Annotated in this window: 13 protein-coding genes and 1 tRNA gene; 4 read left to right on the forward strand and 10 right to left on the reverse strand. The window is 71.1% G+C overall.

Translation table 11 applies throughout. The annotated features are described in order from the left end of the window. Window positions 1-123: 123 nt before the first annotated feature. The 5 genes from rplA to ABD817_RS00885 form a co-directional block, all read right to left on the reverse strand. Window positions 124-837 (reverse strand): 50S ribosomal protein L1, encoded by a 714-nt coding sequence (gene rplA / locus ABD817_RS00865; RefSeq protein ID WP_344913814.1) that lies wholly within the window; start codon window positions 835-837, stop codon window positions 124-126. Window positions 838-1,005: 168 nt separating this feature from the next. After that, the gene (gene rplK / locus ABD817_RS00870; protein ID WP_344913817.1) at window positions 1,006-1,437 is read right to left on the reverse strand and encodes a 50S ribosomal protein L11; all 432 of its coding nucleotides are present in this window, start codon (window positions 1,435-1,437) and stop codon (window positions 1,006-1,008) included. A gap of 147 nt (window positions 1,438-1,584) precedes the next feature. Next, complete coding sequence (nusG, locus tag ABD817_RS00875; protein WP_329089908.1) at window positions 1,585-2,373, reverse strand: transcription termination/antitermination protein NusG; 789 nt, start codon at window positions 2,371-2,373, stop codon at window positions 1,585-1,587. A gap of 74 nt (window positions 2,374-2,447) precedes the next feature. Continuing rightward, on the reverse strand, window positions 2,448-2,696 hold the full coding sequence (gene secE / locus ABD817_RS00880; protein WP_344913820.1) for a preprotein translocase subunit SecE: 249 nt from the start codon (window positions 2,694-2,696) through the stop codon (window positions 2,448-2,450). Between the two features lie 75 nt (window positions 2,697-2,771). Then, window positions 2,772-2,844 (reverse strand) — tRNA-Trp (locus ABD817_RS00885). Between the two features lie 257 nt (window positions 2,845-3,101). On the opposite strand from ABD817_RS00885, the gene ABD817_RS00890 reads away from it, so the two are divergent. Further along, window positions 3,102-4,307, forward strand: a complete 1,206-nt coding sequence (locus ABD817_RS00890) for a pyridoxal phosphate-dependent aminotransferase (RefSeq protein ID WP_344913823.1) — start codon at window positions 3,102-3,104, stop codon at window positions 4,305-4,307. Between the two features lie 54 nt (window positions 4,308-4,361). Here the strand turns inward: ABD817_RS00890 and ABD817_RS00895 are convergent, their stop codons facing one another. After that, complete coding sequence (locus ABD817_RS00895) at window positions 4,362-6,371, reverse strand: ATP-binding protein (protein WP_344913825.1); 2,010 nt, start codon at window positions 6,369-6,371, stop codon at window positions 4,362-4,364. A gap of 26 nt (window positions 6,372-6,397) precedes the next feature. Beyond that, entirely contained in the window at window positions 6,398-8,515 is a 2,118-nt protein-coding gene (locus ABD817_RS00900; protein WP_344913828.1) for an ATP-binding protein, read from the reverse strand. 536 nt (window positions 8,516-9,051) lie between these two features. Here ABD817_RS00900 and ABD817_RS00905 point away from each other — a divergent pair. Next, complete coding sequence (locus ABD817_RS00905) at window positions 9,052-10,071, forward strand: adenosine deaminase (protein ID WP_344913831.1); 1,020 nt, start codon at window positions 9,052-9,054, stop codon at window positions 10,069-10,071. A 234-nt stretch (window positions 10,072-10,305) separates the two neighbouring features. Here the strand turns inward: ABD817_RS00905 and ABD817_RS00910 are convergent, their stop codons facing one another. The 3 genes from ABD817_RS00910 to ABD817_RS00920 form a co-directional block, all read right to left on the reverse strand. Further along, entirely contained in the window at window positions 10,306-11,154 is an 849-nt protein-coding gene (locus ABD817_RS00910; protein WP_344913834.1) for a hypothetical protein, read from the reverse strand. After that, complete coding sequence (locus ABD817_RS00915) at window positions 11,141-11,719, reverse strand: RNA polymerase sigma factor (RefSeq protein WP_344913837.1); 579 nt, start codon at window positions 11,717-11,719, stop codon at window positions 11,141-11,143. Before ABD817_RS00915 ends, ABD817_RS00910 begins: the two co-directional genes overlap by 14 nt. 116 nt (window positions 11,720-11,835) lie before the next feature. Next, window positions 11,836-13,887: an ATP-binding protein gene (locus ABD817_RS00920; protein ID WP_344913840.1), complete on the reverse strand. Its 2,052-nt coding sequence runs from the start codon at window positions 13,885-13,887 to the stop codon at window positions 11,836-11,838. 410 nt (window positions 13,888-14,297) lie between these two features. Between ABD817_RS00920 and ABD817_RS00925 the strand changes: the two genes are divergently transcribed. Both ABD817_RS00925 and ABD817_RS00930 read left to right on the forward strand, forming a co-directional pair. Further along, complete coding sequence (locus ABD817_RS00925) at window positions 14,298-15,008, forward strand: class I SAM-dependent methyltransferase (RefSeq protein ID WP_344913843.1); 711 nt, start codon at window positions 14,298-14,300, stop codon at window positions 15,006-15,008. Window positions 15,009-15,313: 305 nt separating this feature from the next. After that, the gene (locus ABD817_RS00930) at window positions 15,314-15,823 is read left to right on the forward strand and encodes a hypothetical protein (protein WP_344913846.1); all 510 of its coding nucleotides are present in this window, start codon (window positions 15,314-15,316) and stop codon (window positions 15,821-15,823) included. Window positions 15,824-15,948 lie beyond the last annotated feature (125 nt).

Genomic DNA, 15,948 nt, shown 5'->3' on the forward strand with positions numbered 1-15,948 from the left:
TCCCCGATGATCCTGACTAAGACACTACGCGTCGGCAAAGCCGGACGCGTCGTCCGGGAGAACGAAGAAAGGCCTCAACCGAATGGCCATTCGGTTGAGGCCTTTCCCAAAAGGCGTCTGGTATCAGGCGTCGAGCTCGGCGGTCAGCGCCCGCGTCTGGTTGGGGTCGACCTGGATGCCGGGGCCCATGGACGTGGAGAAGACGACCTTCTTGACGTAGCGTCCCTTGGCCGCGGACGGCTTGAGACGCAGCACCTCGTCGAGGGCGGCGGCGTAGTTCTCGATGAGCTGGCGGTCACCGAAGGACACCTTGCCGATGATGAAGTGCAGGTTCGCGTGCCGGTCGACACGGAACTCGATCTTGCCGCCCTTGATGTCGGTGACGGCCTTGCCGACGGCCGGGGTCACGGTGCCGGTCTTGGGGTTCGGCATCAGGCCACGGGGGCCGAGCACGCGGCCCAGACGGCCGACCTTGCCCATGAGGTCCGGGGTGGCGACGACGGCGTCGAAGTCGAGGCGGCCCTTGGCGACCTCGTCGATCAGCTCGTCGGCACCGACGATGTCGGCACCCGCGGCGCGGGCCTCCTCGGCACGGTCACCGGTCGCGAAGACCAGGACCCGGGCGGTCTTGCCGGTGCCGTGCGGGAGGTTGACGGTGCCGCGGACCATCTGGTCGGCCTTGCGGGGGTCGACACCCAGCCGCAGGGCCACCTCGACGGTGGCGTCGAACTTGGCGACGTTGGTCTCCTTGGCCAGCTTGGCCGCCTGGGCCGGGCTGTACAGGGTCTCGCGGTCGATCTGCGCCGATGCGGCGCGGTGTCCCTTGCTGCGCTTCATGTGATCACTCCTGGATCCGAGTGTTCGTGGTGCGGGCCAGCGCCTGGCCCCTCCACCTACTTCGAAAACTGTCCTGGCGGACGTCGCTCGTACTCCGCCCGTTGCCGGCCCCTCGACGGCCACGCGAATCGTCTCTCGCGCCCGCGGGGGCCTCGTCAGCCGTTACGGCTAGTCGACGATCGTGATGCCCATCGACCGGGCGGTGCCGGCGATGATCTTCTCGGCGGCCGCGACGTCGTTGGCGTTGAGGTCCTGCATCTTGGTCTCGGCGATCTGGCGCAGCTGCTCCTTGGTGAGCTTGCCCACCTTGTCCTTCTGCGGGACGGCCGAACCCTTGGCGACACCGGCGGCCTTCTTGATCAGCTCAGGCGCCGGGGGCGTCTTCGTGATGAAGGTGAAGGTGCGGTCCTCGTAGATGGTGATCTCAACGGGGATGATGTTGCCGCGCTGGGCCTCGGTGGCAGCGTTGTACTGCTTCACGAATTCCATGATGTTGACGCCGTGCGGACCGAGGGCGGTACCGACCGGCGGCGCGGGCGTGGCCTGGCCGGCGGGGAGCTGGACCTTGACCAGCGCGGCGAATTTCTTCTTAGGAGGCATGTTTCTCTCCGGGTCCTTGCTTCTCTGAACGGTGTTCCGGATCCCCGCGCACGCGGGGTCCACGGCGGTTGTACGTTGACCGGCGCCGCGAATTTCGGAACCATCCCCGCGACCGCGGGGCAGACTGATGAAGTCTACGCGACCGGTTTAGATTTTCGAGACCTGGTTGAACGAGAGCTCGACCGGGGTCTCGCGACCGAAGATCGACACGAGCACCTTGAGCTTCTGCGACTCGGCGCTGATCTCGCTGACCGTGGCGGGCAGCGTGGCGAACGGGCCGTCCATGACGGTGACGGACTCGCCGACCTCGAAGTCGACCGTGGCGGCGGAGGCCTTCGCGGTGGACTTCTTGACCTCTTCCGAGGGCTCCGGCGCGAGCAGCTTGGCGACCTCTTCGAGGCTCAGCGGGCTCGGCTTGTTGGAAAGGCCGACAAAGCCGGTAACACCGGGCGTGTTACGCACCGCGGACCAGGACTCGTCGGTGAGCTCCATCCGGACCAGCACGTAGCCGGGCAGCACCCGCTCCTTGACCAGCTGGCGCTTGCCGCTCTTGATCTCGGTCACGTGGTGGGTGGGCACCTCGACCTGGAAGATGTAGTCCTCCATGTTGAGGGACTGCGTGCGGGTCTCGATGTTCGACTTCACGCGGTTCTCGTAACCGGCGTAGGAGTGGATGACGTACCACTCGCCGAACAGGCTCCGCAGGTGCCGCTTGAACTCCTCGACCGGGTCGACGTCGGGAAGGACGTCACCGTCCTCGTCGACGGCGCCGGCCGGGGCCTGCTCGGCCTCGGTTTCGGCGTCGGCGTCGGTTTCGGCGTCGACATCCTGCCCGTCGGACTCGTCAAGCGAATCCTCGGTGACGTCGACGGCCTTCTCCAGCTCGTCCTCGCGCTCTTCGCGGGACTCGCCGGCCGACTGTGCAGACTCGGACACGGTGCTCTTTCTCTTTTCGTCGATGGCTTGTGGACTCCGCCCGCAGGACTGTCTCGCCCGCAGGAGACCGCGGCTCAGGCTCCGCCGAAGACTCTCAGCACGCCCTCGGTGAACAGCGCGTCCAAAGCCGACACGATCCCGACCATGATCAGAACGAAGACCAGGACGATGATGGTGTACGAAATGAGGTCTTTGCGCGTAGGCCAGATGACCTTACGCAGCTCGGCGACTACTTGCCGGTAGAAAAGGGCGGGAGAAGTGCGCTTAGTCTTCTTCTCACCGCTCGGCTTGTCTGCGGTTTCGCCGCGCGTGTCGATCGCCACAGTCCTCACCTGAATCCATCGAGTCCAACGCACATAAGCGGCGCGCTGGACGCCTGATGCGCGGACCGCTCCTAGCAGGGCACGAGGGACTCGAACCCCCAACCGCCGGTTTTGGAGACCGGTGCGCTACCAATTGCGCTAGTGCCCTAAGACATGAACCACCATACATCGGTTGGACCGAAGTTTGTCCGTGGCTCACGGTCTTGACCGCCGGTTCACGCATGCGGCGGGAAGAACATGCCGGAGTCTACGTGTGAATGGCCATCACGTCGAACCGAGGGACGATCGTCCAGCTCAGGGGCTTTTTCCCGGTGTTCGCGCGGCTCGCGGGGGTGGTGACCACATGGGCGACCACATGGTGGATACCCGGCGGAAACATCGGCACAGGTCTGTAACCATGGAGGCATGACCCGTCCTCGCATCTCAGCGCGCATCTCAGCGATCTCCGAGTCCGCCACGCTCGCCGTGGACGCCAAGGCCAAGGCGATGAAGGCGGCGGGCCGCCCGGTCATCGGCTTCGGCGCCGGTGAGCCGGACTTCGCGACCCCCGGCTACATCGTCGAGGCGGCCGTCGAAGCGTGCGGGAACCCCAGGTTCCACAAGTACACCCCGGCCGGCGGCCTTCCCGAGCTGAAGCAGGCCGTCGCCGACAAGACGCTCCGCGACTCCGGCTACCGGGTGGACGCGGCCCAGGTCCTGATCACCAACGGTGGCAAGCAGGCCGTCTACGAGGCGTTCGCCACGCTGCTCGACCCGGGCGACGAGGTCCTGGTCGTCGCCCCGTACTGGACGACCTACCCAGAGGCGATCAAGCTCGCCGGTGGCGTCCAGGTCGACGTGGTGACCGACGAGACCACCGGCTACCTGGCGAGCGTGGAGCAGCTGGAGGCGGCGCGCACCGACCGCACCAAGGTGCTGCTCTTCGTCTCCCCGTCCAACCCGACCGGCGCGGTGTACACCCCCGAGCAGGTCGCGGAGATCGGCCGCTGGGCCGCCGAGCACGACCTGTGGGTCGTCACGGACGAGATCTACGAGCACCTCACGTACGGCGACGCGACGTTCGCGAGCATCGCCACCGTGGCCCCCGAGCTGGGCGACAAGGTCGTGATCCTGAACGGCGTCGCCAAGACCTACGCGATGACCGGCTGGCGGGTGGGCTGGCTGATCGGCCCCAAGGACGTCGTCAAGGCCGCGGCGAACCTGCAGTCGCACGCCACCTCCAACGTCTCCAACGTCGCCCAGGCCGCCGCGCTGGCCGCCGTCACCGGCGACCTGTCGGCCGTGGCGGAGATGCGCGCCGCCTTCGACCGGCGCCGCCGGACCATGGTCCGGATGCTCAACGAGATCCCGGGCGTGGTCTGCCCCGAGCCGCTGGGCGCGTTCTACGCCTACCCGTCGGTCAAGGCGCTGCTGGGCAAGGAGTTCGGCGGCAGGCGCCCGGCGACCTCCGCCGAGCTGGCCGAGATCATCCTGGAGGAGGCCGAGGTGGCGGTCGTCCCCGGTGAGGCCTTCGGCACCCCGGGCTACTTCCGCCTGTCCTACGCCCTCGGCGACGACGACCTCGCCGAGGGCGTGAGCCGCCTCGCCAAGTTCCTCGGCCAGGCCGGCTGAGCACGACGGTTTCCCGCCCGGTCGAGTGCGGTCTCCGTACGCGCCGGGCGGGTTTCAGCTTCGCAGGGCGTAGGCGACGGCGGCCTCGAAGTGGGAGGCCGAGCCCTCGTTGAAGGCCCGCGCGTAGGCGGTCTCGCCGATCAGGCACGTGGCGCGGGCCCCGACGGCCTCGCGGAGCGCGGTCATGGTGTCGGCCGCGGTGGCGGGCGGCCCGAAGGTGGTCCAGACGCGCTGCGCGGCACCCAGGAGCCAGGCGGCGCGGTGGCCGTCGCCCTCGGCGGCGGCGATCCTGGCGAGCTGGTCGATGGCGAGGACGCCGCCGAGCGTGTCCCGTAGCCGCCGTTTGACCTCCAGCGCCGCCCTGGCCGCCGCGGAGGCCTCGGCAATGTCACCCCTGCCGAAAAGGGCCAGGGAGAGGACGTAGTCGTCCATGGCGCGCTGTGACAGCTCCCCTCGCGCCTCGTGACCCGGGCGCGCCTCGCGCAGGATCCTCACCGCCTCGTCGAAGTCGCCGCCGAACGTGGCGGCCAGGGCGAGGAAGGCGGGCAGGAAGAACGTCCCGGGTGAGTTGGGTCGCAGCCCGGCGGCCACGCGCAGCGCGTACGCCCGCGCGCCCTCCGGGCTCAGGTCGCCGCTGAACAGGCGGGCTTCGGCGAGGGCGAGGAGGGCGTGCGCCTCGGCGTCGCCGTCACCGTGCCGCTGGGCGCTCTCGACGGCCTCCTCGGCCCGGCCGCGTGCCAGGGACATGTCTCCCTGGATGAGCGCGAGGTGGGCGGCGACCCAGAGCGGCTGGGACCTGGCCCGGTCGGGGGCGGGCGCGGCGGCCAGGGCACGGTCGAGGTAGTGGCGGCCCTCGCGGACGAGCCCCAGATGGCACCAGAGCACCCACAGGGCCCCGGCCAGCTCCAGGGCGCCGCGGTGGTCGCCCGTGGTGAGGCAGCGGTCGAGGGCCGCGCGGATGTTGGGCAGCTCCCTGTGCGCCCAGCAGGCCCATTCGAGCTGGTGCGGGCCACACCATTCGGCGCCCATGCGCCGGGCGGTGGACAGGTAGTGGTCGCGGTGCCTGCGGATCATCAGGCCGGTCTCGCCCAGCTCGTCGAGCCAGTCCCGCCCGTAGTCCCTGATGGTGTCGAGCAGGCGGTAGCGGTCGTCCACGCGGGCGACGACGGATTTGGCCGCGAGCGCGGCGAGGACGCCGGGGACGTCGGGCAGGCGCTCGTCCTCGCACACCCCGCGCGCCGCCTCGGTGTCGAAGGCGGCGGGGAAGATCGACAGGCGTGCCCACAGGAGGCGTTCCGCGGGGGTGCACAGCTCGTGGCTCCACCCGGCGGTGGTGCGGAGCGTGTGGTGGCGGACGGGGATTCCCTCGCCGTCGGCCGGCGGCTTGAAGTGGACGTCGAGCTGGTCGGCGAGCTGGGTCGCCGACAGGCCGCGCATGTGGCTGGCGGCCAGCTCGATGGCGAGTGGCATGCCGTCGAGCCTGCGGCAGAGCCTGGCGACGGCCATCATGGCCCGATCGTCCGTGCGCAGCCCGGGGGCCACGGCCCTGGCGCGGTCGAGGAAGAGACTCGGCGCGTCGTGGTCCGCGAGGTCGGCGGCCTCGGGCGGGGGGACGGGGAAGGGCTCGACGACCATGACGACCTCCAGCGGCAGGCCGAGCTCCTGGCGGCTGGTCACGATGATCTGGACGTCGGGCGCGCCGGTCAGGACGGCCACGACCATGGCGGCGCAGGAGTCGACCAGGTGCTCACAGGTGTCGAGGACGATGAGGAGCCGCCGGTCGGCGAGGTGCTCGACGAGGGACTCCAGGGCGGGGCGTTCGGCCGGGGTGTGCAGGCCGAACACTCCGGCGACCCCGTGGATGAGCAGGCCGCCGTCGGTCTCCGCGGAGAGCTCGGCCACCCAGACGCCGTCGGGGTAGTCGTCGCGGAGATTGCGCGCGGCCCGCAGGGCCAGGCGTGTCTTACCGACGCCCCCGGGGCCGCGCAGGGTGAGCAGGCGCGTCCGGGTGAGGAGTTTCGCGATCTCGTCGAGCTCGGTGACGCGGCCGACGAAGCTGTTCATCTCGGCCGGCAGGTTGCCGCAGCGCGTCAAGAAAGGTCCCCCTGGAGTGCGTGTTCCACGGCGTCATGCAGGCTGATCGAACCTCCCCGCGCCTCCAGCCGGTCGAACTCCGCCCTGCCCATGCGCCCGCGCAGCCTCAGCTCGGCCGCGTGGAGCTGGGTCGCGATCATGGGTGAGCGGCTGGGCGGGACGTCGGCGTTCTTCCACGCGGCGCGGGACGCCCCGAACATGGTGGCGGCGAAGATGTCGTCGGCGCACGACTCGGCGATCACGACGAACACCTCCAGCGCCTCCATGAGGGAGATGCTGTCGCCGAACAGGCGGGCCCCGTTCAGGGAGCCGCAGGCGGACTCGATGGCGGAGGCGGTGTCGCCGAGGGAGTGCTCGGCCTGGGCCAGGAGGAGGTCGAGGCGGATGAGGGTCCAGTAGTCGCCGCAGGACTCGCAGAGCTCGCGTCCCTCGCGCAGGACGGAGACGGCCTGGTCGTGGTGGTTGGCGAGCATCATGGCGGTGGCGACCACGGTGTAGGTGGGCAGGAAGCCGGGGAAGACGTTGCCGGTGGAGCGGTGGCGCACCCGGGCGTGCTTGATGAGCCGCAGGGCCTCGACCACGTCGCCCCTGACGACGGCGAGGTGGGCCTGGAACTGGCTGACATAGGCCGTGGCGTAGCCGTGGGCGTCCTCCGCGGCGCATTCGGTGAGGATGCGCTCGGCGCGTACGAGGTCGCCACGCTGGATCGAGACCCAGGCGTGCACCCACAGGGCCTTGACCCGCTCGGGGCTGGGGGTGTGGTCGAGGTCGAGGCCGCGCTGGAGGAGGTCGTCGCCGGGTGCCTGCATGCCGCAGCACGCCCACAGGAACCACAGGTTGCCGACCAGGTCGAGGCCCCTGCGGTATTCCTGCGGCCGGGAGTAGCAGTATTCGATGGCGCCACGCATGTTGCCGCATTCGAGGACCAGCCTGCGGTACCACTCAAGCTGGCGGCCCTGCCAGCTCATCTCGGCGCGGGCGGACAGGGCGAGGAAGTGGTCGCGGTGGCGGCGCTGGATCTCGTCGGTCTCGCCGAGCCGGTCGAGCCAGACCACGCCGAACTCGCGGACGGTGTTGAGCAGGCGGTAGCGGACCCCGCCCTCGCCCTCCTCGCGGACGAGGACGGACTTGTCGAGCAGGCCGAGCAGCCCGTCGAGGACGTCCTTGACGGCGAGGGCGCCACCGGCGCAGACCTCCTCGGCGGCCTCGATGTCGAAGGTGCCGGCGAAGACCGAGGCCCGCGCCCACAGGAGGCGCTCCTGCGGGGTGCAGAGTTCGTGGCTCCAGCCGAGGGCGACGCGCATGGAGCTGTGCCGCCGGGGAGCGGCGGCCTGCTCGCGCGGGGTGGCGCCGGCCCTCTCGGCGTGGATCTCGCGCTCGGCGGCGGGGATCGTACGGCCTTCGAGGGCCGCGGCGAGCTCGTCGGGGGAGGTCACGTGGCCGTCGAAGGCGGCGAGGCCGGCGGTGGAGATCAGGCGGCCGTCGAGGGCGGCGGCGAGTCCGTCGAGGGTGCCGGGGCTTCCGAGGGTGTCGTCGGCCACGGCGAGCCGGATCGCGAGCGGCAGGTTGTCGAGGCGCTTGCAGAGCTCGACCGGATCGGTGTCGCCGAGCCTGTCACCGGCGAGGGCGGTGATCAGACGGACGGCGTCGGCGTCGGGCAGGCCGCCGACCGGGTAGAGGTGCTCGCCGGGCAGGCCCAGCCGCTGCCTGCTGGTGCTCAGGACGCGAAGTCCCTCGACCGAGCGCAGCAGCAGCCCGACCAGGATGCCCGTGGCGCCGACGACGCGGTCGCAGGTGTCGAGGACGAGCAGGGTCCGGCGCGTGAGGAACTCCTCGACCAGGGCCCGCAGCGCGGGGACGCCCGGCCCGCGGTGGGCGCCGATCGCGTCGGCGAGCGTCTCGGCCAGGGAGTCGAGGTCGGTGGGCGCCTCCGACAGCTCCACGACGTGGACGCCGCCGGGGAACGCGGGTTCGAGGGCGCGGGCCAGCCGCAGGGCGATGCAGGTCTTCCCGACCCCGGCGGGGCCGGTCAGCGTGACGTGCCGGACCCTTTCGAGCAGCGCGGAGACGTCGGCGAGTTCTGTTTCCCTGCCGACGAAGACGTCTGCTTCCATGGCAGCCCCAGCGTCCTGACAACGTGTGCCTCTACGGTCGCACGGAGACACGGTCCTCTGAAAGCCCGTTTCCTAAATTTCCTTGATATAGCGGTGGATGGAATATGGGTGGGTGTGCCCTGTCCCCGGAGGCACTCGCCCGAAATAACACCCGAAACCCCATAAATGGCTAATTGCGAAAAGCCGTGTGAAACGTTGGGAGGGAGGTGAGCGTGGGTTCGGGCGGCCTCCCCGGCTCTCCCGGCTCCGGGCTCCCGCCTCTTGTCTCCTGCCTCCGGCTCCCCCGTTCCCCGGATCTCCGGCTCCCCGGATGGCCTCCCTCGCGCTCCCGGCTCCTCCCGCGCTCCCGGCTCCCCCGCCTCCCGGCTCCCCCGCCTCCCGCGCGACACGGGAGCTCCTCGAAGGCCACCTCGTCCCCCATCGTCATCGGCGCGGCCCCCCTCCACTCTCCCCGCCGCGCGAACGGACCGTCAGGTTGACACCAAAAACCCCGGGGCCGTCGATCGGTGCCGTGGAGGGTACGGCACCATATTGAAATGCCACGTCCCCTCAGCGAACTGCCCAAGGCTCACCTGCACCTGCACTTCACCGGCTCCATGCGGCACTCGACCCTCGTCGAGCTCGCCCGCGAGCACGGGTTACACCTCCCCGACGCGCTTGAGGAGGACTGGCCGCCCCAGCTGCGCGCGACCGACGAGCGGGGCTGGTTCCGCTTCCAGAGGCTGTACGACATCGCGCGCTCGGTGCTGCAGCGGGAGAGCGACGTCTACCGGCTGCTGCGCGAGGCGGCCGAGGACGAGGCGGCCGAGGGGTCGGGCTGGTTGGAGATCCAGATCGACCCGTCGGGGTACGCGTCGAAGTTCGGCGGGCTCACCTCGGCCATGGAGCTGATGCTCGACGCGGCGCGCAGGGCGGCGGACCACGCGGGGGTGGGGATCGCGGTCGTGGTGGCCGCCAACCGCACCCGGCACCCCCTCGACGCCAAGACGCTCGCCCGCCTCGCCACGCACTACATGGACCAGGGCGTGGTGGGGTTCGGGCTCTCCAACGACGAGCGACGCGGCCGGGCCCGCGACTTCGACGGGGCCTTCCGGCTGGCCAAGCGCGCCGGGCTGCTGGCCGTACCGCACGGCGGGGAGCTGCTGGGCGCGGCCAGCGTGGCCGAGTGCGTCGACGTGCTGGACGCCGACCGGGTCGGGCACGGGGTACGGGCGGCCGAGTCGCCGAGGCTCATGGAGCGCCTCGCGGACCGGGGGATCACGTGCGAGGTCTGCCCGACGTCCAACGTCGGCCTCGGGGTGGCCGGGCGCGCCGAGGACGTACCGTTGCGGCGCCTGTTCGAGGCGGGGGTGCCGATCGCGCTGGGCGCCGACGACCCGCTGCTGTTCGGCTCCAGGCTGCTGCCCCAGTACGAGCTCGCCAGGCAGGTGTACGGCTTCTCCGACCCGGAGCTGGCCGAGCTGGCCCGCCAGTCGGTACGGGCGTCGGCGGCTCCGGAGGACGTGCGCAAGGAGCTCCTCCAGGGGATCGACGACTGGCTGGCGTCGGCGGGCTGAGCGGGCGATCTCCGGCCCCGACGCGTCGGCCCACCTCAGGCGCCCGACGGGCGTCAACCGACCAGGTGACCTCCGGCCCCGACGCACCGACCGCCTCAGGCGTCCGACCGGCGTCACCGGACCGAGCGGGTGACCTCCGGCCCCGCCGGTCGGCCACATCGGGTGCCCGACCGGCGTCAACCGACCAGGTGACCCTGCCCCGGCGCGTCGGCCGCCTCGGGTGCCCGACCGGCGTCAGCGGACCGAGCGGGCGATCTCCAGGGCAGGGCCGAGTTCCTCGACGCCCTCCAGGCGCAGGCCGACCCTCCCCCGCTGCCAGATGAGGGTGGGCCCGGCCGGGCGGGGGCGGACCGCGGCCTCGCCGCCGCCCCTGGGCAGGTAGGTCAGGCCGTGGTGGGCCGGGATCCACTGCGCCTCCGCGGCGCCCACGCCGGTCTCCTCCGGCCAGGGCGGGCCCAGGTCCTTGCGGAAGACGAGCTGGAGGCCGCCGTCGTACTCGTCCAGCCTGAGACCGGGCCAGAACAGCGACACCACCCTGCCACCGTCACTCACCCTGACCTCGGCGGGATCGCCGAGCGCGGCCGGGATCGAGATCGGGAACGCCACCTGTTCCCGTGCCCGCTCCAGGGTGACCCGTCGTTCGCCGGGCAGCGGTTGGGGGACCCCCGACGGCAGCGGCCCGGGACCGCCGATCCTGAGCTCGACCCCCGCGAAGCGCAGGATCTCCGCGACCGCCGCCCTTCCCGCGGGCGTCGCCCCCAGGAACAGGGCGACGAGGATCGCGACGACGGCGACCACCGCCCGCCGCCGCGCCCGGCCTCCGTCCCGCAGCGCCTCCCACGCGCGCCGGAGCGCGCCGGGAGCGCCCGGGACGGCGGGCGCCTCGGGAACGCGGGTCTCGGGAGCGGGGCTCCCGGGGGCCGGTACTGGGCTTCCGGGGGCCGGTGCCGGGGTCTCGGGGGCGAGTCGCGGTTCGAGGCGGGCCCGTACGGACCGCGCGACGTCGGCGGGGGGCGGGGATGGGACGTCGAGGGACTCGCCGAGGGCGAGGAGCCGGGCTTCGAGGTCGTCAGGTGAGGTCACGGGCCACCTCCTCGCGCAGACGGGCCAGGCCGCGGGAGGTCCGCGACTTGACGGTACCGACGGGAAGGTCGAGCACCTGGGCGGTCTCGGCCTCCGACAGCTGTAGGAAGTACCGGCAGACCACGGTCTCGCGTTCCCGTTCGGGCAGCGTACGCACCGCGTCGAGGAGCCGCGCCCGCCGGTCGGTCGCGACCGCCGCCTCCTCGGGCCCCTCGCCCGGTGGGGGAACGGCCTCGGTGAGCCGCGCGGTCAGCCTGTCGCGGCGTCCACGGGAGCGGGTCAGGTTGTGCGTCTCGTTGGCCACGATTCGCAGCAGCCAGGGGCGGAAGTGCGCGTCCCTGCGGAAAGAGCCCAGGTGGCGGTACGCCTTGACGAACGCCTCCTGGACCACGTCCTCGGCCTCGTCGGCGGCCCCGAGCATGGCCGCGGTGCGGTGCGCGAGCACGCTGTAGCGGGCGACCAGCACCTCATAGGCGTCCAGGTCACCGGCGAGCGATCGGGTGATCGCCTCGTCGTCGTCCGTCGGGGGGCTCCTTCGCGAATGTCGTGAGAGATTCCACCGCATATGAGCCCTTTGTGAAAACCCCTGTCCTCGGGCGCGCTCGAAATCCCCTGCCGGGGTGCCTTGTCAGAACCTTCAAAACCCTCAGGCGCCTCAGGGGCTTGAGGACTTGAGAGGCTTCAGTGGAGGGCGTAGGCGACCGCCGCGTCCGGGTCGGCCTCGTAGCCCTCGGCGAAGGCCGCGTCGTAGGTCTCGTCGCCGAGCAGTTGCCTGGCCGTCCGCTCGGCGACGGTCCTCGGCTCGGACATGCCCTCCGAGCCGAAGCCCTTGAGCCCGAAGGTGGCCCACAGCCGTACCCCCGCCCCCTGGAGCCTGGCCGTGCGGCGGCCGTCGCCCTCGACCGCGGCGATCACCGCGAGCTGGTCGACCGCCTGTGCCACGCCGGTGGCGTCGCGCAGGCGCCATTTGACGTCGAGCGACTGCCGGGCGGCCTCCGCGGCCTCGGCCACCCGGCCGAGACCCAGCTGGGCGATGGACAGGACGTAGTCGCCGCAGGCGCGGGCCCAGCGCTCGCCGCGCGCGTCGCAGAGCCGCTGCACCTCCTTGAGCACGGAGACGGCCCTGTCGAACTCGCCGCGCCAGGTGACCGCCATCGCCGCGGTCACCAGGGCGAGGGGTTCGCTGACGGTGGCGGCCTCGGCGCGGCGGAAGTACTCGCGTACGAGTTCCACGCAGGGTTCGACGTCCTCCAGGGCGCCGGAGCACAGGGAGCTGCAGGCCAGCCGGAGCTGGGCGTGCCCGGCCGCCGCGTAGTCGCCCCAGTCGAGGGCCGCGGACAGCGCCGCCTCCGCCCGGCGGCGGCCCACCTCCACCTCCCCCTGCGCGATCGCCACGCAGCCGTCGGCCCACAGGAGCCTGGGCAGCCCGGGGTCGGTGACGGGGGCCGCCTCGATCGCCCGCGCCATGTGGTAGCGGCCCTCGTTCAGCCGGCCCAGGCAGAACCAGAGGATCCAGAGCGTTCCCGCGAGCTCGACGGACGTCGGGGAGGCGGGGTCGAGGGCGAGGCGGAGGTCGGTCATGGAGAAGGCGAGCCTGGCGGCCCACTCCTCCTGCCCCGGGCCGTACCAGTCGGCCTCGGCCCTGCGTGCCAGGTCGAGGTAGTGGTAGCGGTGCCGCCGCGCCAGCCGGGCCCCGTCGCCGAGCAGGGCGAGCCGCTCCCTGCCGTAGTCCCTGACCGTGGCGGGCTGCCGGTAGCCGCCGGGCACGGGGACCAGGAGGAACCTCTTCGCCAGGCTCGCCAGCAGGCCCGGTACGTCGCCCAGCCGCTCGTCGCCACACACCCGCTCGGCGGCGGCTACGTCGAAGCCTCCCGCGAAAACCGAGAGCCTGGCCCAGAGCAGGCGCTCTTCCGGGTCGCACAGCTCGTGGCTCCAGCCGATCGCGGCGCGCACGATCCGGTGACGGGGCGTCGGCGTCCGGCCGTGTGGGACCTCGAAGCGGTCCTCCAGGTGGTCGGCGAGCCGCTCCAGCGGCAGGGACCCCAGCCATCCGGCGGCCAGCTCGACGGCGAGCGGTACGCCGTCCAGCCGCCGGCAGATCCTGGCCGAGGCCGCCATACCGGCCTCGGTCGTCTCCAGGCCGGGCAGCACGGTCCCGGCCCGGTCGAGGAAGAGCCGCAGCGCGTCGTCCTCCTCCGTGTCTCGTGTCCCCGTACCGTCCGGGGCCGCGTCTCTCGTCCACTCGAAGGGCTCGACGGGGAGCAGCGCCTCCTGCGGCAGCCCGAGCGGCCTTCGGGAGGTCGCGATGATCCGTACGCCGGGCGCCGCCGCCAGGATCTCCGTGACGAGGGCGCGGCAGGCGGGCAGGAGGTCCTCGCAGGCGTCGAGGATCAGCAGGAGTCTCCTGCTCGCGAGGAACTCGACGAGCGTCCCGGTCTGCGACCGCGCGGACCGCTCCGGGAGCCCGAGGACGGCCGCGACCGTGTGGGCGAGCAGATCGCCGTCGCGCTCGCCGGAGAGCTCCACCAGCCAGGTGCCGTCCGGGTGGTGTTCCTGGCCCTCCCACGCGGCCCTGACCGCGATTCGTGACTTGCCGATGCCGCCGACACCGGTGACCGTGGTCAGCGGCGTGTCGGCCAGGAGCTTCAGCAGCCGTCGCACCTCGCTTTCCCTGCCGATGAAGCCATTTGTCTCCGCGGGCAGGTTCCCGCGCCACCACTGGGTCTGTTCCATCGATTCGCGCTCCTTTTTCCACTCACCGGAAATCGCACCCTTTCCATATAACGAACCTGCCGGACCGCCATTTCCGAGGGGGTTTTCCTTGTCCTCCGGTGCAAATCTCACCGCCGGATCGAGGTCGAACTTCCTCCGTACGGCGTGAAGCGTGGAAATGCTGGTGCTTTATGGCTGATTCGGCGGAGCCGGTAATCGGGGGGCGTACCACCTCCGCCGCGTCCTGTCGGTGCTCGTCGTGAACCCGCCGTGAGAAGGCCCATCGCGCGGAGGCGGCAACGGCCGTGAAGCGTTTAAGGGGTCGCCGTGAGGGAAGCGCCACTAGACTCTGGCTGTCCCTGGCCGTGGCCTCGCCCCGGCCTTTCCGTAAGCGAGCTGGACGGAACCGCATGTCTGGGTATGACCGCGTAGTGCAACCCGCGGCCGGTGACGAGGCCCTGGAGAACCACCTGGGTGGGGACGAGGCCAAGAACTACCGGCAGTACGAGCTCGACATGGTCGCCCCGCACGTGGGCCGGTCCATGCTGGAGATCGGCTCCGGGCTGGGCCACTTCGCCGAGGCCTTCCTGCCCCGCCTCGACCGGCTGGTGGTCAGCGATTTCGACCCCTACTGCGTGGAGCAGCTGGAGAAGCGTTTCGAGGGCCGCGACGACATCGACGTGCTCCAGTTCGGCCTGCCGACCGAGATCCCGATCGGTGAGAAGGTCGACACCGTCGTGATGATGAACGTCCTGGAGCACATCGAGGACGACGTCGAGGCCCTGCGCTCGCTCGCCAGGGTCACCCTGCCCGGCGGCCGGATCGTCATCTGGGTGCCCGGCTACATGCAGCTGTACGGAGACTTCGACCGCAAGGTCGGCCACGTCACCCGCTACACCCCCGCCACCCTGCGCAGCACGGTCTCCAAGGCGGGCCTGGACATCGACGTGCTCAAGCCGATCAACTTCCTGGGCGGCATCGCCTGGTGGGCCGCCGTCCGCCGCGGGGGTGTCGGCTACCCCGACCCCCGCCTGGTCAAGATCTACGACCGTACGGTGGTGCCGCTGACCCGCTTCATCGAGCGCTTCGTCCGCCCGCCGTTCGGGCAGACCGTCTTCTGCGTCGCCCGCGTGCCCAAGTAACCCCTTCTGCGTGGCCCGTGTGCCCAGGTAACCCGCGACACCCGCGTCAACCCGCGCGGTGCGGCTCCCGGATCTCCGGGAGCCGCACCGCGCGCGGCTTTTCCTGGCCTTATGGTCGAGGCTCTCATGGCCGGAGCCCTCATGATCGGGGCTTTCATGAGCGGGGTTCTCACGGTCAGGCGTGGCCGGGGCCCTCGTTTTCGGGGTTCTCATGGAATTCCCAGGGTCCTCCTTCGGAGATCACAGCCCGGGGCGATTGCCTGATCGGCGTCTCCCCTTCGGGAGGCGTTCCCGGAAGGACAACCATGAAGAGGAAACTGGCACTCGGCGTCACGGCCGTCACGGCGTCGATCATGCTGACGGGCGCCACCGCCTGGGCGACCGGCACGACCGCCCCGGTTCCGACCGGCGTGACCGCCGTCGCCGACCAGCCGCCCAAGTCCGATTCCACACTTCGCGGGCAGAAGCTGCGTTCCTACCACAAGCTGCGGGCGGTCGGCATCCACGGGCGGGCGACCGTCAGGGACAAGAAGACGACCTTCACCGAATACACCTGGCAGCGAGGTGTGATCACCGCCAAGGGCGAGAACAAGCTGACCGTCAAGAGCAAGGACGGCCTCGCCTGGAACTGGAACCTCGACACGTCCACGAAGATCCGCAGGCTCGGTGTCCGCGCCGACCTCACCAAGCTGGTCGTCGGCGACGAGGTCTTCGCGATCGGCGTCCCCACCTCGACCGACCCGAAGGCCGCCGCGGTGTTCGTACCGCGTGACCGCGCCCTGCCGGACCCGCCGTCCGCCACCCCGGGAAGCTGACCGGAACCCCGAGGTCCGGCGGAAACCGACCGTGAGGCGGTGGGATCACCGAGATGCGCCGGAATCCCACCGCTTCGCGGCGGCCTCCCATTAAGGATTAACAGCTACGAAATGGCACGAAGCAC

It is taken from the genome of Streptosporangium oxazolinicum, from assembly GCF_039537505.1.
Taxonomy (GTDB): domain Bacteria; phylum Actinomycetota; class Actinomycetes; order Streptosporangiales; family Streptosporangiaceae; genus Streptosporangium; species Streptosporangium oxazolinicum.

Bases quoted from the DNA above. Each gene is read 5' to 3' on its own strand.
- ABD817_RS00930 (WP_344913846.1), top strand. From the start codon at position 15,314: ATGAAGAGGAAACTGGCACTCGGCGTCACGGCCGTCACGGCGTCGATC.
- ABD817_RS00915 (WP_344913837.1), bottom strand. From the start codon at position 11,719: ATGCGGTGGAATCTCTCACGACATTCGCGAAGGAGCCCCCCGACGGAC.
- rplA (WP_344913814.1), bottom strand. From the start codon at position 837: ATGAAGCGCAGCAAGGGACACCGCGCCGCATCGGCGCAGATCGACCGC.
- ABD817_RS00900 (WP_344913828.1), bottom strand. From the start codon at position 8,515: ATGGAAGCAGACGTCTTCGTCGGCAGGGAAACAGAACTCGCCGACGTC.
- ABD817_RS00920 (WP_344913840.1), bottom strand. From the start codon at position 13,887: ATGGAACAGACCCAGTGGTGGCGCGGGAACCTGCCCGCGGAGACAAAT.
- rplK (WP_344913817.1), bottom strand. From the start codon at position 1,437: ATGCCTCCTAAGAAGAAATTCGCCGCGCTGGTCAAGGTCCAGCTCCCC.
- ABD817_RS00905 (WP_344913831.1), top strand. From the start codon at position 9,052: ATGCCACGTCCCCTCAGCGAACTGCCCAAGGCTCACCTGCACCTGCAC.
- ABD817_RS00890 (WP_344913823.1), top strand. From the start codon at position 3,102: ATGACCCGTCCTCGCATCTCAGCGCGCATCTCAGCGATCTCCGAGTCC.
- ABD817_RS00895 (WP_344913825.1), bottom strand. From the start codon at position 6,371: ATGAACAGCTTCGTCGGCCGCGTCACCGAGCTCGACGAGATCGCGAAA.